Annotated in this window: 21 protein-coding genes; 15 read left to right on the top strand and 6 right to left on the bottom strand. The window is 68.2% G+C overall.

Annotated features, from left to right (window positions below; all coding sequences use genetic code 11):
- Positions 1 to 295: 295 nt before the first annotated feature.
- The 5 genes from WT24_RS17645 to WT24_RS17625 all read left to right on the top strand — a co-directional run bounded on the left by WT24_RS17645 (position 296) and on the right by WT24_RS17625 (position 6,703).
- The gene (locus WT24_RS17645; RefSeq protein WP_060035209.1) at positions 296 to 1,786 is read left to right on the top strand and encodes a PAS domain-containing sensor histidine kinase; all 1,491 of its coding nucleotides are present in this window, start codon (positions 296 to 298) and stop codon (positions 1,784 to 1,786) included.
- Complete coding sequence (locus tag WT24_RS17640) at positions 1,768 to 3,144, top strand: sigma-54 dependent transcriptional regulator (RefSeq protein ID WP_060035207.1); 1,377 nt, start codon at positions 1,768 to 1,770, stop codon at positions 3,142 to 3,144. Before WT24_RS17645 ends, WT24_RS17640 begins: the two co-directional genes overlap by 19 nt.
- 435 nt (positions 3,145 to 3,579) lie before the next feature.
- Positions 3,580 to 4,128 (top strand): hypothetical protein, encoded by a 549-nt coding sequence (locus WT24_RS17635; RefSeq protein WP_060035205.1) that lies wholly within the window; start codon positions 3,580 to 3,582, stop codon positions 4,126 to 4,128.
- Between the two features lie 21 nt (positions 4,129 to 4,149).
- Complete coding sequence (locus WT24_RS17630) at positions 4,150 to 5,412, top strand: MFS transporter (RefSeq protein WP_060035262.1); 1,263 nt, start codon at positions 4,150 to 4,152, stop codon at positions 5,410 to 5,412.
- Between the two features lie 37 nt (positions 5,413 to 5,449).
- Positions 5,450 to 6,703, top strand: coding sequence for an arsenic transporter (locus tag WT24_RS17625; protein ID WP_060035202.1), 1,254 nt, complete (start codon positions 5,450 to 5,452; stop codon positions 6,701 to 6,703).
- 31 nt (positions 6,704 to 6,734) lie between these two features.
- Here WT24_RS17625 and WT24_RS17620 read toward each other — a convergent pair whose 3' ends face one another.
- A complete protein-coding gene (locus WT24_RS17620; RefSeq protein ID WP_059506245.1) occupies positions 6,735 to 8,840 on the bottom strand; it encodes a TonB-dependent siderophore receptor in 2,106 nt (701 codons plus the stop codon).
- A 395-nt stretch (positions 8,841 to 9,235) separates the two neighbouring features.
- Here WT24_RS17620 and WT24_RS17615 point away from each other — a divergent pair, with 395 nt between their 5' ends.
- The 9 genes from WT24_RS17615 (at position 9,236) to WT24_RS17575 (ending at position 18,311) form a co-directional block, all read left to right on the top strand.
- The gene (locus WT24_RS17615; RefSeq protein WP_060035200.1) at positions 9,236 to 10,816 is read left to right on the top strand and encodes an acetolactate synthase large subunit; all 1,581 of its coding nucleotides are present in this window, start codon (positions 9,236 to 9,238) and stop codon (positions 10,814 to 10,816) included.
- A gap of 49 nt (positions 10,817 to 10,865) precedes the next feature.
- Positions 10,866 to 11,678: an SDR family NAD(P)-dependent oxidoreductase gene (locus WT24_RS17610; RefSeq protein WP_060035198.1), complete on the top strand. Its 813-nt coding sequence runs from the start codon at positions 10,866 to 10,868 to the stop codon at positions 11,676 to 11,678.
- 15 nt (positions 11,679 to 11,693) lie between these two features.
- Complete coding sequence (locus WT24_RS17605) at positions 11,694 to 12,731, top strand: sialidase family protein (RefSeq protein ID WP_060035195.1); 1,038 nt, start codon at positions 11,694 to 11,696, stop codon at positions 12,729 to 12,731.
- A gap of 12 nt (positions 12,732 to 12,743) precedes the next feature.
- Positions 12,744 to 13,259, top strand: coding sequence for a VOC family protein (locus WT24_RS17600; protein WP_060035194.1), 516 nt, complete (start codon positions 12,744 to 12,746; stop codon positions 13,257 to 13,259).
- A 49-nt stretch (positions 13,260 to 13,308) separates the two neighbouring features.
- The gene (locus WT24_RS17595; protein ID WP_059794508.1) at positions 13,309 to 13,914 is read left to right on the top strand and encodes an amino acid synthesis family protein; all 606 of its coding nucleotides are present in this window, start codon (positions 13,309 to 13,311) and stop codon (positions 13,912 to 13,914) included.
- A gap of 27 nt (positions 13,915 to 13,941) precedes the next feature.
- Complete coding sequence (locus tag WT24_RS17590) at positions 13,942 to 14,829, top strand: alpha/beta fold hydrolase (protein WP_179949365.1); 888 nt, start codon at positions 13,942 to 13,944, stop codon at positions 14,827 to 14,829.
- A complete protein-coding gene (locus WT24_RS17585; RefSeq protein WP_060035190.1) occupies positions 14,826 to 16,454 on the top strand; it encodes a bifunctional 3-(3-hydroxy-phenyl)propionate/3-hydroxycinnamic acid hydroxylase in 1,629 nt (542 codons plus the stop codon). The genes WT24_RS17590 and WT24_RS17585 overlap by 4 nt, the downstream gene beginning before the upstream one ends.
- Complete coding sequence (locus WT24_RS17580) at positions 16,444 to 16,776, top strand: NIPSNAP family protein (RefSeq protein WP_060035188.1); 333 nt, start codon at positions 16,444 to 16,446, stop codon at positions 16,774 to 16,776. The genes WT24_RS17585 and WT24_RS17580 overlap by 11 nt, the downstream gene beginning before the upstream one ends.
- 83 nt (positions 16,777 to 16,859) lie before the next feature.
- On the top strand, positions 16,860 to 18,311 hold the full coding sequence (locus WT24_RS17575) for an NAD-dependent succinate-semialdehyde dehydrogenase (RefSeq protein ID WP_060035186.1): 1,452 nt from the start codon (positions 16,860 to 16,862) through the stop codon (positions 18,309 to 18,311).
- A 54-nt stretch (positions 18,312 to 18,365) separates the two neighbouring features.
- Here WT24_RS17575 and WT24_RS17570 read toward each other — a convergent pair whose 3' ends face one another.
- Positions 18,366 to 19,094 carry an IclR family transcriptional regulator gene (locus WT24_RS17570; RefSeq protein ID WP_059794495.1) on the bottom strand — a complete coding sequence of 243 codons (729 nt, stop codon included), beginning with the start codon at positions 19,092 to 19,094 and terminating at the stop codon, positions 18,366 to 18,368.
- Between the two features lie 279 nt (positions 19,095 to 19,373).
- Between WT24_RS17570 and WT24_RS17565 the strand changes: the two genes are divergently transcribed.
- Positions 19,374 to 20,429: a porin gene (locus WT24_RS17565; RefSeq protein ID WP_060035184.1), complete on the top strand. Its 1,056-nt coding sequence runs from the start codon at positions 19,374 to 19,376 to the stop codon at positions 20,427 to 20,429.
- Between the two features lie 60 nt (positions 20,430 to 20,489).
- Here WT24_RS17565 and WT24_RS17560 read toward each other — a convergent pair whose 3' ends face one another.
- The 4 genes from WT24_RS17560 to WT24_RS17545 all read right to left on the bottom strand — a co-directional run bounded on the left by WT24_RS17560 (position 20,490) and on the right by WT24_RS17545 (position 25,421).
- On the bottom strand, positions 20,490 to 21,638 hold the full coding sequence (locus WT24_RS17560) for a porin (protein WP_060035182.1): 1,149 nt from the start codon (positions 21,636 to 21,638) through the stop codon (positions 20,490 to 20,492).
- Positions 21,639 to 21,833: 195 nt separating this feature from the next.
- Complete coding sequence (locus WT24_RS17555; protein ID WP_059794486.1) at positions 21,834 to 22,397, bottom strand: cytochrome b; 564 nt, start codon at positions 22,395 to 22,397, stop codon at positions 21,834 to 21,836.
- 151 nt (positions 22,398 to 22,548) lie between these two features.
- Positions 22,549 to 23,913 (bottom strand): aspartate aminotransferase family protein, encoded by a 1,365-nt coding sequence (locus WT24_RS17550; RefSeq protein ID WP_059794483.1) that lies wholly within the window; start codon positions 23,911 to 23,913, stop codon positions 22,549 to 22,551.
- A gap of 62 nt (positions 23,914 to 23,975) precedes the next feature.
- A complete protein-coding gene (locus WT24_RS17545) occupies positions 23,976 to 25,421 on the bottom strand; it encodes an aldehyde dehydrogenase (RefSeq protein ID WP_060035180.1) in 1,446 nt (481 codons plus the stop codon).
- Positions 25,422 to 25,565 lie beyond the last annotated feature (144 nt).

Below are 25,565 nucleotides of genomic sequence, written 5' to 3'. Positions count from 1 at the left end.
CGGCGGCACTTCGCATGCATGGCTGGCGGAGGCCGTGCCGACGAGTGTGCCGACGGCGAACGGGACGGAGGACAAGGTTCGAACGGAACGGGCGCGCATGGGGGCTCGACGGGGAAGTGTCGGGCGGGACGCTGGACCGAGGGCAGTCTAGCGCCCGGGGCTTTCGCGCGGCTTTCCACGGCGAGCCGTTGCCGATCCGGCCCGGCGGGCCGTCGGTGCGATGCGTCGCAGCCGTGGCGGCTGCGCATGACAGGCAATACGCTATTCTGTCGTCCTCGACCGCCAGCCCGATCCGATGAAGCGTCCGTCGTTCTCCTCCCAACTCGTCATGCTCTGGGCACTCGTCGCGGCGCTGTGCGCGACGCTGGTCGCGGTCGTCTGGGTCACGGCGAGTTCCGCCGAGAGCCAGCAGGTGGCCAGCGCGAAGGCCGCCGGCGCGTCGGCCTGCGAAGCGGTGGCGTCGCGTTACGGCGCGTCTTTGGCGTCGGCGGGCGCCGGGCCTGCCCCGGAGCTGATGCACGCGATCCTCGACATCGTGCTCTCGCGTGCGCCCGATATGGAAGGCGGATTCTGGATGCCCGGCGCCGCCCCCGCGGCGAGCGGTTTTCTCGCGTATTCCTTTCCCACTTACCAGGGCAGCGGCGTCAAACGCGACGTTCCGGAAGCGGAAACGCCGCTGATCCTCCGCACGCTGCGTGCCGCGGCCGCGACCCATGCCGAGACGGCGAACGTCGTCGAAGGCGCGCAGGATGCCGTGATCGCGGCGGCCTGCCCGGTACGCGGCGGATCGGGGCTGTTCGTGTGGATGCTCACACGTGCGCGCCCGCCGCTGGGCCGGCACGGCGAGCTGCTGGCCACGGGCCTCGCGGCCGTGCTCGCCGTGATTCTGGCGATCGCGGCGGCGCTGGCCGTGGCGCTGCGCCGCTGGAAGCGTAATCTCGCGCGGATCGAGAGCGGGCTGGGGCCCGACGGTCGCGAGCATCACCTGCCGTACGTCGGCGAACCCGATCTCGACCGCGTCATCGATGCGTTCAACGAGCGGGCGCGGCGCGCGGACCTGCTGCAACGGCAGGCCGACGAACTGCGCACGCGCCTCGCGCAGGCCGAGCGCTTCGGCATGCTGGGCAAGCTTGCCGCGCAAGTCGCGCACGAGATTCGCAATCCGATGGGCGCGATGCGGCTGAAGGCGGAAAACGCGCTGGCCGGCGACGGCCGGCGGCAGCAGGACGCGCTGCGCGTGATCCTCGCGCAGATCGAGCGCATCGATGCGCAATTGTCGAGCCTGCTCGCGCTGACGCAGCCGGTGCGCCCGCATGCGACGCGTGTCGACGTCGACGCGTGGCTCGCGCAGGTCGTCGACGCGCACCGCGAGCTGGCGCAGCGGCAAGCGATCGACCTGACGCTGTCGCTCGCGACGCAGGGCGAACGGCTCGCGCGGCCGTCGGATTTTCCCGCTTTCGATCCCGACCAGATGCGGCGGGCGCTCGACAATCTGCTGCTCAACGCGCTGCACCATGCAGGCGACGGCGGCGCGGTCACGCTCGCCGCCGAGCGGCGCGCGTTCGCCGGGCGCGACTGGCTGCGCATCACCGTATCGGACAGCGGCCCCGGCGTGCCGGCTGCGCAGCGCGAGCGGATTTTCGAGCCTTTCGTGACAGGCCGCGCGGATGGCACGGGCCTCGGTCTTGCCGTCGTCCGCGAAGTGGCGGCGGCGCACGGCGGGCACGCGCGCCTCGACGGGGGTGCCGCATTCGTGATTGAAATTCCATGGCAAACATCCTCATAGTCGACGACGACGCGGCCTTTCGCGACAGCCTCGCCGAAACGCTCGCCGATCTCGGTCATCGAGCCGTCGAGGCCGCATCCGGCCGGGCGGCACTGAGTGCGCTGCGCGACGGCGGCGACATCGAATGCGTCTTTCTGGATTTCCGTCTGCCGGATCTGGACGGGTTGGCCGTGCTGGCGCAACTGCGCGACGATTCCGCCCTGGCCGCGATCCCGGTCGTCATGCTGACGGCCCATGCGACCAGCGACAACACGATCGAAGCGATGCGGCTCGGCGCATTCGATCACCTGACGAAGCCGATCGGGCGTCGCGACATCGCGCAACTGCTCGAACGCATCGTGTCGGCGCATCAGCCGCCCGCGCCGGCGCCATCCGGCGGCGGTTTCGCGGGCGAACCTGCAGCGGACCGACCGCGGTTGCTGGGCGTGAGCGCGGCGATGCGCGACGTGCAAAAGCAGATCGGCCGGGCCGCGATGAGCGACGCGACCGTGCTCCTGACCGGCGAGACGGGCACGGGCAAGGAGGTGGCGGCCCGCGTGCTGCATGCCGCATCGGCCCGGCATGCGGGGCCGTTCGTCGCCGTCAACTGCGCGGCCATCCCGGCCGATCTGCTCGAAAGCGAGTTGTTCGGGCATCGTCGCGGCGCGTTCACGGGGGCGCATGCCGATCGCGCGGGGCGCCTCGTCGAGGCCGACGGCGGGACGCTCTTTCTCGACGAGATCGGCGACATGCCCGCCGCGATGCAAGCCAAGCTGCTGCGTGCGCTGCAGGAGCGCCAGGTGGTGCCGCTGGGCGCGGATCGCGCGACGGCGATCGACATTCGCGTCGTGGCGGCGACGCACCGCGACCTCGCCGCGGCCGTCGCGAACGGCACGTTCCGCGAAGATCTCTTCTATCGGCTGAACGTCATTCCGCTGCACCTGCCGCCGCTCGCGGAGCGTGTGGCGGACATCCTGCCGCTGGCCGCGCATTTCCTGGGCAACGCGGCAGGCACGCGCTCGCTGCACCTGACGAACGACGCCCAGCGCGCACTGCTCGATCATCGCTGGCCGGGCAATGTCCGGGAACTGCGCAACGTGATGGAGCGGGCGGCCGCGCTCGCCCCCGGGCCGGCCGTCAGCGCGGCCGATCTCGGCCTAGCCGTCGTGCCGGCACGCCAGCTGGGCGCCGATGCGGTGCCGGCCCACCTGCTCGACATGCCGCTGCCCGAGGCGCTGGCGACCGTCGAGCGCGCGGCGATCGTGCATGCGCTCGAGCGCGCGAACGGCAATCGCGCGGAAGCCGCAAGGCAGCTCGGGATCGGCCGCCAGTCACTCTATGCGCGCATGGCGAATCTCGGGATCGAGCGCGACGACTGATCGCGCGGTTTCGACTGTCGGGATCGACGACATCCGGTGAGGCGACATGTCGGGAAATCCGACAGTTTTGGTGTGCGTCGCCGTCCGGTGCACGGCCACGCGGTGCTTCCCGGGTTGGCACGGGTGTTGCAAATATCGATGCATCGCAACCCGTCGCCGGAGCCGTCATGAAGCCCTGCCTGCCTGCCTGTCGTCCGAGCGCGGCCGCCGTGCCGCGCCGCCGCTCGCCGGTCGTATCGCACGCTCTACGCCGCGCTCGTTGCCGTCGCAACGGTCAGTGTCGCGCAGGTGCCGCCGGCGCCGCGCGCGGATGATCGACGTGAATACCACCTGCGACTACCGGCGTGGCACGGCGGCCATGTCGTGAATCTTCATGACGATGTCGCGCGCTGATCGCGCGACGTTGTTCTCCCATCCATCGAAAGGAGTCCTGCCATGCACTGGATCGATCCCGCTTGTCTTCCCGAAACGCGCGGCCGCGTCACGCAGTTCCTGCTCGACCCGCACGGAGAAATCGACGGCCTGATCCTGAACGGCGACCTGCAGGTTCACGTGCCGCCGCATCTGGGCCGCGAACTGGCGCGCCATGTCGCGGTCGGCGACCGCATCCGCGTGCGGGGCGTCAAGCCGCGGCGCGCGGCGATGATCGCGGCCGTGCAACTGACCGGGCGCGACGGCGTCGACATCGTCGACGACGGGCCCGCGCACGCCGCGCCGCCGAAGCCGACGCACGCTGCACGGGAACCGATGGAAGCGAGCGGCGAAGTCGCGTTCGCGCTGCACGGCCCGAAAGGCGAGCTGAACGGCGCGGTGCTGACGAGCGGCGTCGCGCTGCGGGTGCCGCCGCATGCGACTGACGCCCTGCACGATTATCTGCGTCCCGGTATCCATGTGCAGGCGTGGGGGCACGGCGTCGTCACGCGGCACGGCACGACGCTCGACGTGAGCGAGATCGCCGAACTCGTCGATGCGGACGCCGAATGAGCGCGCGACGCTGAGGTGACCGTGAGGCCGGCACGCGCGCTCGAAGCGCTCAACTTCTTCCTGGCCGACGTGCAGGCCGGCATCGGCCCGTTCATCGGCGTCATCCTGCTGTCGCGCGGCTGGGGCGCCGATGCGATCGGCACGGTCATGACGCTGGCCGGGCTCGCCGCGATGGCCGCGACGCCGCTGGCCGGCGCGCTCGTCGACGCGGTGCGCGCCAAGCGGGCGCTGATCGTCGTCGCGGCCGCCGCGACGGCACTGGCGTCGCTGGCGCTGATGTTCGTCCGCGGCTATCCGGCGGTGGCGGCGTCGCAGATCCTGGCGGCGGTCAGCGGCGCGGTGCTGGCGCCGGCCGTCGCGGGCGTGACGCTCGGCATCGTGCGGCGGCAGGGGTTCGACCGGCAGTTCGGGCGCAACCAGATGGCGAACCACGCCGGCAACGTCGCCGGTGCTGCGCTCGCGGGATGGCTCGGCTGGCATGTCGGATTCGATGCGGTGTTCGCGCTCATCGGCGTGTTCACGGTCCTCGCCATTGCGAGCACGCTGGCGATTCCCGGGCACGCGATCGATCATGCGTGCGCACGTGGTCTCGATCCTGCCGCCGCACCGGGAACGGATGCTGCGCATTCGCATGCGTTCGACGCGGCGTCGGCGTCGCGCGTCGGCGGTCTGCGCACGCTGGCGGGGAACCGGCCGCTGGTTCTGCTCGGTGCGTCGCTCGCGCTGTTTCATCTCGGCAACGCCGCGATGCTGCCGCTCTACGGGATGGGTGTCGTCGTCACGCAGCGCAGCAACCCGAGCGCGTTCACCGCACAGACCATCGTCATCGCGCAGTGCGTGATGATCGCGGCGGCCTGGCTCGCGCCACGGCTGATTCGCTCGCACGGCTACTGGCGGGTGCTGCTGTTCTCGTACCTCGTGCTGCCGGTGCGCGGTGTCGTCGCCGCGGCGTGGATGAGCGAAGCGGGCGTGTGGCCGGTGCAGGTGCTCGACGGTATCGGCGCCGGCCTGCAAAGCGTGGTCGTGCCCGCGCTCGTGGTTCGCCTGCTGCATGGGTCCGGCCGCGTGAATGCCGGGCAGGGCGCCGTCGCGACCGCGCAGGGTATCGGCGCGGCGCTCAGCCCGGTGCTGGGCGGCGTGCTCGCGCAGCACGTCGGCTATCCGGCCGCGTTCGTCGTGCTGGGCGCCGTGTCGACGGGCTCGCTCGCGCTGTGGCTCGGTCATGCGCGCTCGTTGAGCAGCGTGTGCGGCAAACCCGCCGACTTGTCGGCGACGTCGTCTTGAAAGCCGTTTCGATTCTCATGCCTTTGTCGACTTGCCCATGAACCCTGTTTCGCTTGCCTGGCTGATTTCCGCGCTCGCCACCGCGGGCGTCATCACGCGTCCGTTCGGCTGGCCCGAGGCCATCTGGGCCGTGAGCGGCGCGCTGCTGCTGGTCGTGTTGAACCTGTTGCCCGTCGCGCAGGCGCTGGACGCCGTCGCGAAGGGCGGCGACGTGTACCTCTTTCTGACGGGCATGATGCTGCTGTCCGAGGCGGCCCGTCGCGAGGGGCTGTTCGACTGGGTCGCGACGCACGTCGTCAATCTCGCGCAGGGTTCGTCGCGGCGGTTGTTCGCGCTGATCTACGGGGTCGGCGTCGTCACCACGGCGTTCCTGTCGAACGATGCGACCGCCGTCGTGCTGACGCCCGCGGTCCTTGCCGCCGCGCGCCGCGCGAAGGCCGACCCGATGCCGCTGCTGTACAGCTGCGCGCTCGTCGCGAATGCCGCGAGTTTCGTGCTGCCGATTTCGAATCCGGCGAACCTGGTGCTGTACGGCGCGCACATGCCGTCGCTCGGCCCATGGCTCGCGCACTTCGCGGCGCCGTCCGTCGCATCGATCGCGTGCACGTTCGTCATGCTGCGGATCGTGCAGCGACGTGCGCTTTCCGGCGGTTGCGAGTCGGGGCTGCCGGTGCAGCCGCTGACGCGCGGCGGCCGCATCGCGCTGGCGGGCATCGCGGTAACGGCCGTCGCACTGATGGTGGTATCGGTCCTGGATTGCCCGCTTGGATTGCCGACCGCACTGGCGGGGGGCGTCACGGTCGCGTGCGTGGCGATGCGTGATCGTGCGGCATGCATGCCGATCGTTCGCGGAATTTCGTGGAGCATGCTGCCGCTCGTCGCGGGGTTGTTCGTCGTCGTCGAGACGCTCGACCGGACCGGCGCGGTGCGCGTCCTGACGGGGCTGCTGCACGCGCTGATGCAAAGCGGCGAGCACGTCGCCGCGGCGGCGGCGGGCGTCGCGGTCGCGCTGGTGTCGAACGGGGTCAACAATCTGCCCGCCGGGCTGATCGCGAGCTCGACGATCCAGGCCGCGCACAGTCCGCGAACGGTGGTCGATGCGATCCTGATCGGCGTGGATCTCGGCCCGAACCTGTCGGTCACCGGTTCGCTCGCGACGATTCTGTGGCTGGCGGCGATCCGGCGCGAACGGCTGCAGGTCGGTTTCCGTACGTTCCTCGCGGTCGGGGCGTGCGTGATGCCGCCGGCGCTGCTGCTCGCGCTGGGCGCGCGGTTCGTGGTTGGCGGCTGACGCGCGATGCCGGTCAGCCGCCCCGGTCGACTCAGAACGAGTACGCGAGCGACGCGAACAGGCTGCGCGGCGCGCCCGGCGTGACCCACAGGCTGTTGTACGAGCTGACGTAGGTCGTGCGATTGAACAGGTTGTTCAGCACGACCGACGCACGCAGGTGCTTGTTGACCTGAAGATAGCCGTTGAGTTGCACGGTCGCATAGGCCGGCAGCTCGAAGCCGTCCTGCGTGTTGGCGGTGTTGCCCGCGCGGCGCCCGACGTAGATCACGCCGGCACCGGCGCCGGCCTTGTCCGCGAACGGCAGGGTCGTCTCGTACATGAGCAGCGCGCTGCCGCTCAACCGCGGTACGTCGACGAGGCGCGAGCCGGGCGCCAGCACGGTATCGTGCGTGACCTCGGCGTCGACGTACGCGAAGTTGGCGATGCCGCGCAAGCCGTGACCGAGATCGCCGCTCCATTCGAATTCGACGCCGCGGCTGCGCACTTCGCCGGCCGCGCGCGAGAAGCCGGCATTGGCCGGATCGGCGGTGAGCACGTTGCGCTTGGTGACGTAGAACGCCGAGACGGTCGTGAGCCAGCGTGTGCCCGCCCATTTCGCGCCGGCTTCGTAGCCGCGGCCCTTTTCGGGATCGAACGCACGGCCGCCGACGTCGGCGCCGTTGTTCGGCCGGAACGAATACGCGGTGTTCGCATACAGCGACAATGCCGGGCTCATTTCGTACACGACGCCGAGACGCGGGCTCACCGCGGTCTGCAACTGGCTCGTCGTCACGCCTTTCAGGCGGTTGTCGATCGACTGGTGGAAGCGATCCCAGCGCAGCCCGGCCAGGATCTTCCAGTGCGGCCCGAACGCGAGCGTGTCCTGCGCGTAGACGCCTTGACCGTCGTCGCGTTCGAGCAGGTTGGTCGCGGTGCGCGGCGTCGGCGCGGGCTGGCCGTAGACCGGATCGAAGATGTCGATCGCATACGGCGCGGCGGCGGTCGGTGTGGAGCGGGTGACGAACTGGTCGTAGTTGAAGCGGTACGCATCGACGCCCATCACGAGCGTATGGCCGATGCCGCCCGTGCGGAACGAGCCGGCCGTCTCGAGGCGGCCTTGCAGGTCGTTCGAGTGAAACGCGACTTGCCGGTAGCGGCGCCACAGCGTGCGGCCGTCCTTCTGCAATGCGAAGGCTTCGGACGAGCGCCCCGACAGGTCGGTGTTGCGTTGCGCGACGCCGGCATTGATCGACCAGCTGGAATCGATGCGATGCTCGAGCGTGAACTGGTGGCCCGTGTTGCGCACGTCGTAGTCGCCGTCGCGCGGCTCGCCGAGGAAGCGCGACGCGGGGATTGCGCCAAGCTGCCCGTTGACCGCGAGCACGCCGCGATCGAGCGGCGCGCGCTGACGCGCACTCTCGAACTCGTAGTGGAGCGTCGTGTCGGCGCCGATGTCCCAGGTGAACGACGGTGAGAACAGGTAGCGCTTGCTCGACACCGTGTCGCGAAAGCTGCCGTTGTTCTCGTTCATCGCGACGAAGCGGTACGCCAGCGATTTCGTGACGGGGCCGGTCGAATCGAGCGTCTGGCGCAATGCGCCGTAGCTGCCGGCCGACACGCCGATGGTGTTCGCGCGTGCGAATTGCGGCTGCTTCGTCGTGTAGCTGATGATCCCGCCCGGATCGCCGCGGCCATACAGCGCGGACGCCGGCCCCTTGAGCACTTCCATGCGCTCGAGGTTGACGGTGTCGCGCGGCACGCTCATCCCGCGATTCCACGAGAAGCCGTTGACCAGATAGTCGGTGCCGGACGTGTTGCCGTCGCCGGCGAAGCCGCGCACCGCGTAGTTGTCCCACAGGCCGCCGAAGTTGTTCTGGCGCGAGACGCCCGCGACCCAGTCGTAAAGATCGTCGCCGCGCGTGGCGGCCACCGTCTGGATCAGCTTCGTATCGACGCTGCTGACCGCGAACGGAATCTCCATCACGTCCGCCTCGCTACGCGTCGCGCTCGTCGATTCGCGCGTGCGAAACGGCGCCGTCGCGCGTTGCGCGGACACCTCGATGGTCGGCAGCGCCGCTTCCTGTGCGTCGGCGGCGCCCATGCCGGCAGTGCCGACGACGATGGCCATCGGTGCGGCCGCCCAGTTCCTCCTGCTCATACTCCTCCCTTTTTGGTGTGTTTCGCGTTCGGGCACGGCGGGCGGCCTCGCGCCGACATCGGTGTTCCAAACAGTACATTTGCGCGGCAATTTAATGCAAATGAGAGGCATTTGCAATCGTAATTTCGAGATTGGGCGGGGGAAGGGTGGCGGTGTGCTACACGGAAGCGATCGCGGGGATGTGTGAATTTATTGAAATTCCGAAATGTGGGAATTATGTCGATGTGTGATGGTAGTCGGATAGAGCTTTCACCTCAAAAATACGGGGATTTTTCGCCAAATTACGGGTAAACGTGGACTTCTCCAGGGCGTGAAAGCGAAGAGAGTGTGTTTGACAAATCCCGTAATTCGGGATTAAAGTAAAAACACTTCAGCCAACCCCGTCGAGCAGCCGCATGAACAATCCCCAGTCGGACAGCGATACCGAAGCAAGAAGCGGAGCGAGTGTCGTGCTCGCGACGGCGCGAGACGCCGGCGTCGACGTCTGTTTTGCCAATCCCGGCACGACCGAGATGCCGTTCGTCGGTGCACTCGACGCCGTGGCGGGCATGCGCTCGATCCTCGGGCTGTTCGAGGGCGTGTGCACGGGCGCCGCGGACGGCTACGGCCGCATGGCCGGCAAGCCCGCGATGACGCTGCTGCACCTCGGGCCGGGCCACGCGAACGGCATTGCCAACCTGCACAATGCGCGCCGCGCCCGCACGCCGATCCTGAACATCGTCGGCGATCACACGCGCGAGCATCTGAAGTACGACGCGCCGTTGACGTCCGACATCGAATCGCTCGCCCGTCCGGTGTCGGTGTGGTATCGCAGCGTGGCGCGCGATACCGATCTCGCGACGGATACGGCCGACGCGATTTCGGCCGCGATGGGCGCGCAGCGCGGCGTCGCGACCCTCGTGCTGCCCGTCGATCTCCAGTCGGCCGTGGTGCGTGGCGCGGCGGCGCCCGCCGTCGTTCGCCCGGCCACGGTGTCGTTCGATGCCGCTCGAGTCGAACGCGTGGCCGATCTGCTGCTCGGCGACCAGCGCACCGTCCTGCTGATGGGCGCCCGCGCACTGTCGGCACGCGGGCAGCGTGCGGCGGCGCGCATCGCGGCGGCAACCGGCGCGACCTGCTTCAGCGAGACTTTTCCGGCGCGGGCGGAGCGCGGCGGCGGCCTGCCGGACATCGACCGCCTGCCTTATTTCCCCGAGCCGGCGCGGGCGGCGCTCGCCGGCCGGCGCGTGGTGCTGGCCGGCGCGCTCGCGCCTGTCACCTACTTCGGCTACGAAGGCATTCCGGGCGAACTCGCGCGGCCCGAGGACATCGTGATGCTGGCGGCGCCGGGCGATGCGGCGGACGACGCGCTGGTGGCGCTGGCCGATCGTATCGGCACGACGACGAACGACGAGGGTGTCCGCGTCGAGCGCTGGCGCGTGGAGGACGGGCCGCTCACGCCGCAGGCCGTCGGCCGCGTGCTCGCGAATGCGTTGCCCGACGACGCGATCGTATCGATCGAAGGCGGTACGTGCGGCTATCCGTTCGTGACCGCGTCGGCGCGCGCCCGTCGCCACACGATCCTGACGAACACGGGCGGTGCGATCGGCCAGGGCCTGCCGGTGGCGCTCGGCGCCGCCGTCGCCTGCCCCGACCGCCGCGTGTTCGCGCTGCAGTCGGACGGCAGCGCGCAGTACACGATCCAGTCGCTGTGGACGATGGCGCGCGAGCGTTTGCCGATCGTGATGCTGATCGCATCGAACCGACGCTACGGCATCCTGCAGACGGAGCTCGCGCGCAGCGGCTTGCCGGCCGACACGCCGCACGCCAGCCGCCTGACGCAACTGGACGACCCGCCGATCGACTGGCTCGCGCTGGCGCGCGGCTATGGCGTGCCGGCCGGGCGCGCGAGCACGGCGCAAGCGCTGGTGCAGGCGCTCGACGACGCACTCGCGCATGCCGACGGGCCGACGCTCATCGAAATGCAGTTGTCCTGATCGCACAACCCGGTCCTTTCTCCAATCCCGACTCTCACCTTTCATCGTTATGGATCTGCAACTCCACGGAAAAGCCGCATTCATCACCGGCGGCAGCATGGGCATCGGCAAGGCGGTCGCGCTCGAACTAGCGCGCGAAGGCGTCAACGTCGCAATCGCCGCGCGGCGCATGGAACACCTCGAAGCGGCGGCCGTCGAGATTCGCGCGGCGCTCGCGCCGCTGGGCAACGCGGCCGGCGCAATCCTGCCCGTCACGGTGGACACGACCGACATGGCGTCGATCGAAGCGGCGATGGCCGCGAGCGTCGAGCGCTTCGGCCGGCTCGACATCCTGCTGAACGGCGCCGCGCATCCGGGCGGCCTCGTGCGGGCCGAGCTCGAACACGCCGATCCGCAGGGGCTGCTGCAGGACATCGATATCAAGGTGGTCGGCTATCTGCGCTGCGCGAAAGCGGCCGCGCCCTACATGCGGCGCAACGGCTTCGGCCGGATCGTCAACGTCGGCGGCCTGACGGGGCGCGGCAGCAAGCAGCTGTCCGGCATGCGCAACGTGGCGATCGTGCACCTGACCAAGACGCTGTCCGACCAGCTCGGCCCGTTCGGTATCACGGTCAACACGATTCACCCGGGCGTCGTCGAGACGCCGCACATTCACGAACTCTACGAGAAGGAAGCGCGCAAGCAAGGGCTCACGGCCGCGGAGGTCGAGGCCAACTACGTGAAGGCCACGCCGATCCGCCGCGTGCTGCAGCCGGCGGAAATGGGGTGGATCGTCGCGTTTCTCGCGTCGCCGAAGTCCGGCTCGATCACCGGCGAGTCGATCGGCTGCGACGGCGGGCTCACGCGCGGCATTTTTCTCTGACACAAGGAGCATTTCATGACCGCAACCGTACTGGTCGCCACCGCAGGGCAAGGCATCCTGCGCTCGAACGACGACGGCAAGACCTGGCACCGCCTCGGGCTCGCCGAACCGATCGAGTTCGACGGCATCGTGCGCGCGCTCGCGGTGGATCCCGCGACGCCGTCGCGCGTCTATGCCGGCGCCGATTCGGGGCTGTGCATCAGCGAGGATGGCGGCGCGCACTGGTTTCGGCCCGAAAACCTGCTGAACGGGCAGACGGTCTGGTCCATCGCGATCGACCCCGCGAATCCGGCGGTGCTCTATGCGGGCACCGGCGCGCCGTCGCGCGCCGCGCTTTACAAGTCGAGCGACGCGGGCGTGACCTGGGAGAGAACGGCGCCCGAGCTTCCGGAGTTCTGCTCGGGCGTCAATCGTCCGCGGTTGCTGACGATCTGCGTGGATCCGGACGACGCCCGCAACGTCTGGTACGGCGTGGAAGAGGGCGGCGCATGGCGCAGCCGGGATGCCGGTGCGAGCTGGACGCGGGTGGACGGCCCGGGTACGGCGATTCGCAACAGCGATATTCATGCGATCGCGATCCTGCCCGCCACGCAGGGCCGGCCGAAGACCACGGTGCTGCTGACGGTCAATGCGGTGTACGTGAGCGAGGACGACGGCCTGACGTGGGACGGCAAGCTGTCGCGCGACCGCTTCGACGGGCTGTACTACACGCGCACCGTCGTGCAACTGCCGCAGCCGGGAGGCGACCTGCTGATGGCGATCGGCGACGGTACGCCCGGCACCCGCAGCCGCATCTACCGCTCGACCGATCGCGGCTACGCGTGGCGCGAGACGGATCTGCACACGCCGCCGAACTCCACGTTCTGGGCGTTCGGGGTGCATGCGGCCCAGCCGGCGCTCGTCTATGCGGGCACCAAGTACGGACACCTGTTCCGTTCGCGCGACGGCGGCCGGAACTGGACCAAGGAATGGCGCGATTTCAGCGAGATCACGGCGGTTGCGTGGACCCCGTTCGAGGCGCCGCTTGCCGCCCACGCGCAATCGACCCACTGAGCGGAGCGAACGATGACACCGTCCGATATCCGGCAACATGCCGAGCGTGCGAACGCGAGCGGCCTGCCGCTGCCGACGCCGCGCGTGCAGCGCACGCACCTGTCGCTGTTCGTACGGGACCCTGTCCGTTCGAGCACCTGGTACGCCGAGGTGCTCGGCATGACGGAAACCGCGCGCGGCGAGCAGTGGGTGTTCATGTCCTTCGGCCAGAAGCACCACGACATCGCGCTGATTCGGGCGGCGTCCGATGCGGAACTCGGCACGATCGGCCTGCAGCACTACGGCCTCGAAATCGCCGGCGGCCTGACCGAACTGCGCCGCCTGTACGGGATGCTGCTCCGCCGCGACGTGCCGATCGTCAAGATCACCGATCACAAGGTCGGGATCGGCGTGTATTTCACGGATCCGGACGGCAACCGGCTCGAATTCTTCTGCGAAACCGTCACGGACGACGAGGAGGGCAAGCGCGTGCTGCATCGGTACAACGCGCCGAGCGATCCCGTCCAGCTGGAACCGCTGTTCGACTGACGCGCTGCGTTTCAACACGCATCATCGACGTTTTTATAAAGGAATACTAATGAGCAAGACAGCCAATTTCGAAGGCTTTCATATCCGCAAGTGGTACACGCAGATCGAAGATGCGCTCGCAAACGAATCCGGCCAGCTTGCGGATGGGGAGCCGCTGCGCAAGATCGTGATCGCCGCGGCCGTTCACAACCCGTATGCGGGGCGGTTCAGCGAAAACCTCGACGACCTCGTGCGTCCGTCGCCCGCGCTCGGCAAGGAGTTCGCGCGGCGCATCGAGTCGCTTGCCGCCGGGCGGGCGATCGAGAGCTACGGCAAGGCCTGCCTGGTCGGTTCGGCCGGCGAATACGAACACGGCAACGCGTTCCTCACGTCGATCTTCGCGGAGCCGATTCGGGCCGCGCTGGGCGGCGGCAAATCGTGGGTGCCGTCGAGCGGCAAGCGAGGCCCGATCAATACGGTGATCGACGTGCCGCTCGCGCACAAGGATGCGCTCTACGTGCGCTCGCACTACGACACGGTGACGTGCCTGTTTCCCGATGCGCCCAACGACGACGAAGTGCTGGTGATCTTCGCGTTCGCGACGCGCGGCCGGTTGCACGCACGTCTCGGCGGCCTGAAGGCGAGCGAGATCGTCGGTCGCGACGGTCTCGTCTGATCGCGCATGCCGGTCGAGGAGCAGATGATGAACACGGCATCCGCCAAGGATGGATGGGTCGGCAACGATGGGCTGAGGCTGCACTACGTGAGCTGGGGGCGCGACGATGCGCCGGCCGTGGTGATGCTGCACGGCTTGCGCAGTTACGCGCATACCTGGGCGCCCGTCGCCGCCGCGCTGGTCGACCGCTACCGGGTCGTCGCGCTCGATCAGCGCGGACGCGGGCTGAGCGACTGGGATCCGCGGCGGGACTACTATGCGCCGGCCTACGTGCGCGATCTCGACGCGCTGGTGCGCGCGCTCGACCTGCGGCGATTCGTGCTGGTCGGGCACTCGATGGGCGGCGCCAATGCGCTCGTCTACGCCGCGGCGCAACCGGAACGGCTCGCGGGTCTCGTGATCGAGGACATGGGCCCCGGCGCGTCGGCCGGCTCGCCGGGTTCCGAGCGCATCAGGCGCGAGCTGCAGGACACGCCGGACGCGTTCGCATCGTGGGACGACGCGCGCGCGTTCTGGCGACGCCAGCGGCCGAACATCGCGGAATCCGCGCTCGATTCGCGCGTTGCGCACTCGCTGAAAGAGAGCGAGCCGGGGCGGATCGTATGGCGGCACGACGCGCAAGGGATTGCCGCGGCACGGCTGGCCGCGACGCCTGAGCAGCTCGTCCATCTGTGGCCGTCGATCCTCAATCTGCACGTGCCCACCTTGTTGTTGCGCGGCGGCGACTCGGACTTCCTGTCCGCGGACGTGGCGGCCGAAATGGCGGCCGCCAATGCGGAAATCGAGCGGATCGACATTCCGGGGGCGACGCATTACGTGCATGACGATCAGCCGGCCGCGTTCAATCGCGCATTGCGCACCTGGCTCGATCGCCTCGAGGATCCTGCATGGCGCGTGGGAGGCGCGGACGAATGAAAGCGAACAACCGGAACCGGACCTCGGTCGCGATCGTCGGCGCGGGGCCGAACGGCGTGGCGATGGCGAACCTGCTCGGCCTGTACGGCGTCGATACGATCGTCGTCGAGCGGGCGCCGCAGATCGTCGAATTTCCGCGTGCGGTCGGCATCGACGACGAGGCGCTGCGGCTGTTTCAGACGGCCGGTCTGGCCGACGAGCTGAGCCGCGACATCATTCAGAACGTGCCGCTGCGAATGTTCAATGCGAACGGCGAATGCTTCGCCGACATCCGTCCGTCGATACGCGAGTTCGGCTGGTGGCGCCGCAACATCTTCATGCAGCACCTGGCCGAACGCACGCTGCGCGATGCACTGGCCCGCTATTCCCATGTGTCGCTGCGTACGGGCGAAGAGGTCGTCGGTCTGGCGCAGGACGAAGAATGCGTGACGCTTCAGGTGCGCGCCGCCGACGGGCGGCAATACGAACTCGACGCCGACTACGTGGTCGCGGCCGACGGCGGGCGCAGTCCCGTCCGCGAGATGCTCGGCATCGAGCTGGCCGGGACGACGCATCCGATGAAGTGGGTGGTGGTCGACGTCAGGAACGCGCAACTCGACCAGCCGTGTACCGCGCTGAACTGCGATCCGCGACGCCCGAACGTCTGCATTTATCTGCCGTTCAACTATCGGCGCTGGGAATTTCTCGTGTTTCCGCACGAGGACGAAGAGGCGATCGCGCGACCGGAGTCGATCCGCGCGCTGATCGAACCGTACGTCGACGACGTCGAGCAGCTCGAGATCGTGCGGGCGCGTACCTATACCCATCACTCCCGCGTGGCCGAACGTTTCGTCGCCGGACGGGTGGCGCTCGTCGGCGACGCCGCGCATCTGAGCCCGCCGTGGATCGGCCAGGGGCTGAACGCGGGGCTGCGTGACGTCGGCAATCTGGCCTGGAAGCTCGCGGGGGTCGTGAACGGCACGTTGCACCGGAGCGTGATCGCGACGTACGAGTCGGAGCGCCGCGATCACGCGAAGGCAATGATCGATCTCGCGGACACGTTCGGCGCCATGCTGATGCCGACCAGCCGTCCGATCGCGTTCCTGCGCGACCGATTCCTCGCGTTCGCACGGTATGCACCGGGCCTGAAGGATTACGTGCTGCAGATGCGTTTCAAGCCGATGCCCAGCTATACGCGCGGGATCGTGGTCGCGGGTACGTCGGACGCCGTCGGGCGGATGATCGCCCAACCCGACGTCGAAACGGCCGACGGCGCGCGCCGCAAGCTCGACGACGTGCTCGGCCCGTGGTTTTCGATCATCGGCTGGCGATGCGATCCACAGGCGTGCCTGAGCGACGACGATCGCGCGTTCTGGACCGCGCTGGGCGCGAAATTCGTGCAGATCGTACGGTCTCGCAGCGGAACGTGCCGTGAGCAGCGCATCGCGAGCGCACACGACAGCGTGTGCGTCGAGGACGTCGACAACGCGATGGCCGAATGGTTCGACAAGCATGCGGGGCCGCTCGTCGTCGTCCGTCCGGACCGGTACGTGGCAGCACAGACGGACGCCGTCGGCATGGCCGGCGTGACCGCCGCGTTCCGGGCGTTTGCAGCGCGACAACGGGAGACCGCGGATGTTTGTTGAGCAACGCACCTACACGCTGGTGCCGGGCGGCGTCGCCGAGTATCTGCGACTCTATGCGGAATGCGGTCGTGTGGCGCAAGAGCAGGCGCTCGGCACGATGGTCGGTTGTTTCGCGACGGAAATCGGACCGCTGAACCAGCTCGTCTATCTGTGGGCGTTCGAGTCGCTGGACGATCGCGCCCGCCGTCGTGCCGTGCTGATGGCCGATCCCGCGTTCAGGACGTTTCGCGGCAAGGTCCGGCATCTGCTCGTCCGGCAGAACAACCAGATTCTCCGACAGGAAATCGGCGGCCTGCTGCGCGTACCGCCACCGGCCGCGTGATGCGATCGACGCACTGTCCGGCCCATCGTGCAGTCTTTACCGAGGTATCCGTCTTGATTCCGTTTACGCCCCTGACTTCCCGCATGACGCCTGATGTGCAACGCGATTACGCATCGCTCGGGCTGTATATCGACGGCCGGTTTCTTCAGGCCGACGGCCGGCGCACGCAACCCGTTCTCGATCCGGGAACCGATGGCGTGCTCGGCGACCTGCCGCATGCGACACCGGACGATATCGACGCCGCGGTGCGCGCCGCACATCGCGCGTTCGCGACGTGGCGCCGCGAGTCGCCGCTCGCGCGCTCGGACATTCTGCGCCGGGCCGCCGCGCTGGTGCGCGAACGGGCCGAGGCGATCGGCCGTCACATCACGATGGACCAGGGCAAACCGCTGCGCGAGGCGATCGCCGAAGTCGTGTCTTCAGCCGAGCAGCTCGAATGGCATGCGGAGGAGGGGCGCCGCACGTACGGCCGCGTCGTGCCGTCGCGCTCGCCGGACGTCGCGCAGACGGTGCTGCGGGAACCGATCGGCGTGTGCGCGGCATTCTCGCCGTGGAATTTTCCGTTCAGCCAGGCGATGCACAAGATCGCGGCCGCGCTTGGGTCGGGCTGCACGCTGGTGCTGAAAGGGCCGGAGGAGTCGCCGAGCGCGATCGTCGCGCTCGCGCGCATCTTTCACGATGCCGGATTGCCCGCGGGCTGCCTGAACATCGTCTGGGGCGTGCCGGGCGACGTGTCCAGGCAACTGATCGAATCGCCGCTCGTGCGCAAGATCTCGTTCACGGGGTCGGTGCCGGTCGGCAAGCAACTGGCGGCGCTCGCCGCGTCGCACATGAAGCGCATGACCATGGAGCTGGGCGGGCATGCGCCGGTGCTGGTCTGTGCGGACGCCGAAATCGAGCGCGCTGCGACGATGCTGGCCGCATACAAGTTTCGCAATGCCGGGCAGGTGTGCGTATCGCCGACGCGTTTTTTCGTGCAGCGCCCGGTGTTCGAACGGTTCGTCGTCGCGTATCTCGAGGCGGTCGGCAAGATTCGCGTCGGCCATGGGTTGGACGAGGCGACCACGATGGGGCCGCTCGCGCATGCGCGACGCGTATCCGCGATCGATGCCTTCGTCGCCGACGCGAAGGCAAAAGGGGCGGAGATTGCCGCGGGCGGGACGCGCTTGCCGGGGCCGGGGCACTATTTCGCGCCGACGGTCGTGCTGGGCCCCGCGCGCGACACGCGGCTGATGAACGAGGAGCCGTTCGGCCCGATCGTCGGGATCGTGCCGTTCGATGCGCTCGACGATGCGCTCGACGAAGCCAATCGCTTGCCGTTCGGCCTCGCGTCGTACGCGTTCACGACGTCGGCGCGCGATGCGCACCGGATCGGCCGTGCGCTCGAGGCCGGCATGGTCAACATCAATCACTTCGGCATGGGGCCGGCGGAGATCCCGTTCGGCGGCGTCAAGGACAGCGGCTTCGGCAGCGAGGGCGGAACGGAGACGTTCGACGGTTATCTGGTCACCAAGTTCATCACGCAGATGAACTGACCGCGTATGCGTCGGCGATCGGGCGCGGCGTCGCGCGCGATGCCGCGCGAATGCTCAGGTGGCGCCGCCGATCTGGGCGGTGGCGTCGATCAGGAGCTTGCCGAGGACGTGTTCGTCGAACAGTGCGAAGTGTTCGGCGCGGAAGATCAGCGACAGGCTGCTGTTGACCTCGCCGCTGCTGGCGGTGCGAATCGGTGCGGCGATGCCGACGAATCCTTCATCGAGTTCGCCCCGCGAGATCCAGTATCCCGCGTCGACGATCTGCTGGCAGGCGCGCCAGAACTGCGTCCAGTCGGCGGCGAACTCGCCGAGCTCGGCATTGTGCCGTTCGTGCAGGCGTTTGAGCCGCGCGCGCGACATCGCGGCCACGATCACTTTCGACGAAGCGCCCTGGAACAGCGGCATGATGCGGCCGCGGCCGAAGCCCAACTGCAGGTTCTCGGCGCCGGTTTCGTGCATCACGTTGATGATCTGCTCGTCGAACAGCGTCGAGACGAGCGCATCGCCGCCGGTGACCTGAACCAGTTTCTGGATGACGGGCTTCGCGGCGGTGAGCGTCGGGTCCGACTGCCGCATGTTGTAGTCGAGATGGATGATGCGCGGGCCCAGCGTGTAGCGGCCGTTGCTGCCGACGAGCAGGCCGACGGAAGCCAGTTCCTTCACGTAGCGGTAGCACGTGGTGCGCGAAAAGCCCATGTGTTCGGCGATTTCCTCGGCGGTCATCGACGTCGCGGACGAAGAGAAGACGTCGAGGATGGACAGCATTTTGGTGAGGCTCGACATGACGTGATCCGGGATTCAGACGGCTTGCGGCAATGGAACGGACGGACGAATGCGGTTCGGGCTGCCGGCCTGCGGCACGGGATGCGCCGCCGCAGGCGACAGGCCGTAGTCTAACGTAAGTCGTGCAGGCGGCAACCGGAACGGCGTCGGGGTGGATCGCTTCAGCGCAATTGATATGGATTCCTATTCTAACGGGTGAAATTTTACCGGATCGATGTTGCTGCCGTGCCGGTCGCTTCACGGGCGCATCGGCCGGAACGATTCGATGAGGAGAAGACGATGAAAGCGTGGTTCAGGATGGCGGCATGGTGCGGCTGCGGTGTCGTTGCGCCGGCGCTTGCGCAATCGAGCGTGACGCTTTACGGTTCGCTGGACACGGGGCTGACCTATACGAGCGACGTGGCGTCCGCCCCGCGCGGCGGGCGTCAGCTCGCGTTACAGGCCGGCGTGTCGCGCAACGACGTGTGGGGCCTGACGGGCAGGGAGGATCTCGGCGGCGCCAACTTCGCGGTCTTTCGGCTGGAGAGCCAGTTCCAGACCTCCGACGGCGCGTTGACCGTGCCGGGCTCTGCGTTCAGTTCGCAAGCGTACGTCGGGCTCGGCGGCGACTGGGGGACCGTGACCCTCGGGCGGCAGTTCGATTTCGTCGGCGATCTCCTGCCGGCCTTCGCGGTCGGCGCGAATACGCCGGCCGGCCTGCTCGCGTGGGGGTTGCCGACGAATGCGTCGGCCGGCGGCGCGCTCGACAACCGCGTGTGGGGTGTCCAGGTGAACAATGCGGTGAAGTACGTGAGCCCGACATTCGGCGGTGTGGCGTTCGGCGGCATGTGGGGGTTCGGCAACGTGCCCGGCACCGTCGCGCGCAGCAGCGTGCAAAGCGCGATGCTGTCGTACACGCAAGGGGCGTTCAGCGCCGCGCTCGCTTATTTCGGTCAGCACGACGTGGCTGCCGGCGGCAATCTGCGCAATTTCTCGGGCGGGGCAGGCTACAACGTCGGGCCGTTCCGTGTCTTCGGCATGGTGTCGGATGTCCGGATCAGCGCCGCCGCGTCGCAGCGGGCCACGACTTATGACGCCGGATTGACCTATGCCGTCACGCCGTCGTTGCAGCTGGGCGGCGGTTTCCAGTATCAGCAGCGCGGCGGCGACATCGGCTCGGCCAACCAGATCACGTTGAGCGCCGACTATTCGCTGTCGAAGCGTACCGGCCTTTATGCGGTATTCGCTCGCGGGCATGACAGTGCGTACGGCGCGCAGGTCGAAGCGGCGCTCGGCGGGGCGGCGTCCGGCTCGACGCAGACTGCGGTTCGGCTCGGGGTGCGGCATCAGTTCTGACGGGACGGGAAGACACGGGCTGCCGCGTACGCCGTGCGAGCCCGTGTTTTTCCACAGCGTTCAGAAGCGGTGCATCATCCCGATGCGCAACGCCAGCTGGTTGCGGCCCGACGACTGCCCGGCCGTGCCGAGCACGTGCGCGTAGTCGAAGTCGGTGCCGGTATTGCCGGTTGCATGCTGGTACGCGCCCTGGATGTACGTCGAGGTCCGTTTGCTGAAATCGTAGTCGAGCATCATCGACACCTGGTGCCAGCTCGGCGACGCATCGCCCGCCGCCGTTGCGACATGCGCGTGCGTGTAGGTATAGGCGGCGCCGAGCCAGACGTCCGGGCGGAAGAAGTACTGGCCGTTGACCTCGACGTTGTCGAATTTCCACGCGTTCTGCGAGCCTGCCGCCGGCTGATTCGCGAAGTAGAGATTCGACTCGGGGTTGGTCACGTCCACGTGCGAATACGCGGCGGACACCGTCAGCTTGTCGCTGAACTTGTACGACGCGCCGGCCTCGATGTTCTGCTGCGAGCGGCCGCTGAAGACCGTATCGTCGCCCGACAACGCACCGCCCGCGGTTGCACCGCCGTCGTTGGCCTTCAGGTACGCGACAGCAGCGGAAAAAGCGCCCGCCTGGTATTGCACGGCGGCGCTGTAGACGCGGTTCCGGGCAAAGCCGCCAGCCTGGTTCGCGAGCCCGTAGAGCACTTCGCCCTTGAAGCCGGCGTACGCGGGCGACACGTACTTGACGCTGTTCTGGATGCGGTAGTCCCAGTCGGCGTTGTCGTTGTCGTACGGGTGCGCGCCGAAGTCGCCGAGCCAGTTGCCGGTGGCCGTGAAAGGGCTCCACATGTCGAGCGTGGGATCGTACTGGCGGCCGAACGTGAGCGTGCCGAACCGGTCGGAATCGAGCCCGACGTAGGCCTGCCTGCCGAACATTCGCGACGCCACGCCGAGCGCGCCGGTGCTCGCGTTGAAGCCGTTCTCGAGCTGGAACAGCGCTCTCAGGCCGCCGCCGAGGTCCTCAGTGCCTTTCAGTCCCCAGTTGCTGCCGACGGTATCGCCGCTGACCATCTGGTAAGCCTTGCTGCCGCCCGCGTTGCTCGTGAAATTGATGCCTTCGTCGATCAGGCCGTACAGCGTCACGGTGCTTTGCGCATGGGCCGTCAGGCCGAAACCCATGGCGCTCGCGGCCGATACGGCCGCCATCATTTTCTTCATCGTCGATCTCCAGGTGTGGGCGGCCCACGCGAAACGACGCGGTTTCCGACGGTGCGCGGTGGCGCCGGACGCGTGCCGCGTGTCCGTTTATAGTTAGTAAAACGAAATATGAATCGGGAAGAAAATCGGTCCGCTGCGATCGAGCGGACCGAATGCGGTGCCCCGCCGGGCGCGAGGTTCCGCGTGGCGTCGGCGTTACAGCATCCGCCGCAGCACGTCGTTTTCCGGGTTGCGGTCGAAGAAGCGGTGCTTCAGCGCGCCAAGTACATGCAGCACGACGAGCGCGAGCAACGTGTAAGCGAGCGTCCGGTGCAACCACTGAAACGCCTCGAACCAGTGGTCGTTCTTGGGCAGCAACTCGGGTACGCGGAAAAAGAAGAACGGCACGCCGTCGCTCTGCGTAAACGTACTGGACATCGAATATCCCATCAGCGGCACGACGATCGCCAGCGCGTACAGCAGGTAATGACCGACCTTGGCGAGCTTGCGGTCGAGCGCCGGCAGCGTGGAAGGCAACGGCGGCAGCGGCTTCATCGAGCGAATCGCCAGTTGCGTGACGACCACCAGCAGCGTGAGCACACCGAACTCCTTGTGCGTCGGGTAGTACCAGTCGAACTTGGCCGGCAGGTTGTCGTCGAGCCGGACCATCGTCCAGCCGGTCCAGAGCTGCGCGCCGATCAGGATCGCCCTGACCCAGTGCAGCAGCCGAAGCGCGAGCGGATATTTCTCTACCGTGAATGCAATGGCCTGGTGTTCCATTTGATTTGTCTTCCTTTGAAACGACACTGCGACAGGCGGGACGCCGGTCATCCATTTCGACGTTCCGCACCGATCTTCGTCGAACCGAGGCCGGATGGCGGTGCGCACGAACCTTCGACGAAAAGTCCGTGCGCCGGGCTGTTTCGGGCGGTCAGGCGATCGCGAGCGAATCCGCGCAGCACTCCTGCAGCGCTTCGCGCAGGGTCACAGCGATGAAGTCGGCCTCGTCCTGCCGCAGCGTCAACGGCGGCGACATCACGATCTTGTTCGCGATCGCCCGCACCAGCACACCGCGCCGGCGCGCGGCATCGGCCACGCGTGCGGCGAATCCTTTGCCCGGATCGAGCGGCGTACGGCTGGCCTTGTCGGTCACCAGGTCGAGCGCCAGCATCAGCCCCTTGCCGCGCACGTCGCCGACGGTCTCGAAGTCGGCCTTCAGCGGCAGCAATTGCTCGAGCAGGCGCTGGCCAACCCGTGCCGCATTGCCCGGCAGATCCTCGGCCTCGACGATGTCGAGCACGGCGAGCGCGGCGGCGCACGCGAGCGGATGCCCGCTATACGTATAGCCGTGCATGACTACATGCGAGAAGCCTGCGCCGTGTTCGATCGCGTCGGCGATACGCCCGTTGTACAGCGTCGCGCCGAGCGGGACGTACCCGGCGGAAATGCCTTTGGCGACGCACAGGATGTCGGCGGCGACGCCCCAGCCGCGGCTGCCGAGCAGGTTGCCGGTGCGGCCGAAGCCGGTGACGACTTCGTCCGCGATCAGCAGGATGCCGTTGCGGTCGCAGACGGCGCGCACGCGCGCCCAGTAGTCGGAGGGCGGCACGATCAGCCCGCCGGCGCCTTGTACTGGCTCTGCGACGAACGCGGCAATGGTCTGCGGACCGTGGAACGCGATCGTTTCCTCGAGCTGCCGGATGCAGTGCTCGACGAGCTGGCGCGGATCGTCGCAGTTCCACGGGTTCCGATAGAGCCACGGCGTGTCGAGCAGCACGCAGCCGGGCAGCAGCGGGCCGTGATTGTAATGGTAGACGCCGTTGCCGCCGATCGACGTGCCGCCCATGTGCACGCCGTGATAGCCGTTGCGCAGCGACAGGAATTTCGTGCGCGACGGCTCGCCCGCGGCGATCCAGTACTGGCGCGCCATCTTGAGCGCGGTCTCGATCGCGTCGGATCCGCCGCTGCCGAACATCACCCGCTGCATGTCTTCCTGCGCGAACATTGCGCACAGGCGGTCGGCCAGATCGTAGACGCGCGGATGGGCGACGCCGTCGAAGGTCTGGTAGTACGACAGCTCGTCCATCTGCCGGGCGATCGCGCTTTTCACTTCCGGCCGGTTGTGGCCGACGTTGACGTTCCACAGTCCGCCCACGCCGTCGAGCATGCGGTGGCCGTCGACGTCGTACACGTAGTTGCCGTCGCCGCGCGCGATGACGACGGTGGGGGTCGTATGTCCGGCGGCCGCCGAGCTCATCGGATGCCAGAATCGTTTTTGACGCTTTTGATAGTCCATGGTGTCTCTCGTCTCTCTTACGAAGTGCTTGAACAGGAGGCGGCGCGGTGTGCGCCGCGGGGTCACAGGGCGGCGGTGACGATTTTTTCCTCGAGGTACGAATCGAGCGCGGCCTTCGACAGGTCGCGCCCGATCCCGCTTTGCTTGGTGCCGCCCCACGGCAGGCGTGCGTCGATCGGGCTCCACGCATTGATCGCGACGGCGCCGACGTCGAGCCGCTCGGCGACGCGGTGCGCGGTGCCGACGTCCTGCGTCCAGATCGAGGCGGACAGGCCGAACGGCGTGTCGTTGGCGATGCGAACGGCGTCGTCCTCGGCATCGAACGGCATGACCATGCCGACCGGGCCGAACACCTCGTCGCGGGCGATCCGCATGCCCGGATGGACGCCGCCCAGGATCGTCGGGCGCATGAAGCAGCCGCGCGGCGGCACCTGTTCGTCGCCGGCCAGCATGACCGCGCCTTCGGCGAGTGCGCCGTCGACGAGCGCACGTACGCGCGCGAGGTGACGCGGGTTGATGAGCGCGCCCATCTGCACGCCGGGTTCCGAAGGCGGACCGACCCGGATCGCGCGGGCCGCGTCGGCGAGCCGCTCTTCGAGCGCGTGCGCGATCGAGCGGTGCGCGAGCACGCGCGAGCCGGCCGCGCACGTCTGCCCCTGGTTTGCGAACATGCCGGCCATCAGCGACGGAATCGCGCGGTCGAGATCGGCATCCGCGAAGACGATCTGCGCGGCTTTTCCGCCGAGTTCGAGCGTGACGCGCTTGAAGGTCTTCGCCGCGACGCCGGCGATCGCGCGGCCGACTTCGGTGCTGCCGGTAAAGCTGATCTTGCTCACGAGCGGGTGTGCGACCAGCGCGGCGCCGACTTCCGCGCCCACGCCGTGGACGATGTTCACGACCCCGGCGGGCATGCCGGCTTCGCAAACGAGCTCGCCGAGCCGGGCGACGGCCAGTGGCGCGTCCTCCGACGGCTTGATCACCACCGGGCAGCCGGCCGCGAGCGCCGGCGCGAGTTTCCACGCGGCGATCATCAACGGCGCGTTCCACGGGATGATCTGACCGGCGACGCCCACCGGCGCACGCCGCGTGTAGCTGAGCGTCGGGCGGCCCATGAAGCCGTCGGTCGGAATCGTGCGGCCCTCGAGCTTGTCGGCCCAGCCGGCGAAGTAGCGCAGCGTGTCGACGCACATCGGCAGGTCCATCATGCGCATCTCGGCAAGCGGGCGTCCCTGTTCGACGGCCAGCAATTCCGTCAGCGCGTTGCCATTGCGCTCGACCAGGTCGGCCAGCCGAAGCAGCCAGCGGGCGCGGGCCGGGCCGCCCGCGCGTGCCCATGCGTCGTCGTGCAGTGCGGCGTGCGCGGCACGCACCGCGCGATCGACGTCCTCGGCGGTGGATGCGGGCACGGCGGCGAGGCGGTCGCCGGTCGCGGGCGCCAGCTTGTCGAAGGTGCGGCCGGCCGCTGCGTCGCAATGCCGGCCGGCGATCAGATTCTGAATTTTCATCATGGTGTCCGTGTTTCCCAGGGGCGAATCGTCGGACCGAACGGGTGAGGGCGATGGCAACCGCCACGGTCCGGTTTCGACGTCGCATTCACTGTATGTCGATGAAAGCGCGCGTCTTGTCCGCTATCGGCAATCGTTGACGCGCGC

The sequence above is a fragment of the Burkholderia sp. MSMB1078WGS genome (genome assembly GCF_001528895.1).
Taxonomy (GTDB): Bacteria; Pseudomonadota; Gammaproteobacteria; order Burkholderiales; family Burkholderiaceae; genus Burkholderia.
The sequence above is the reverse complement of the archived record's forward strand: the minus strand, read 5'-3'. Positions and strand labels throughout refer to the sequence as shown.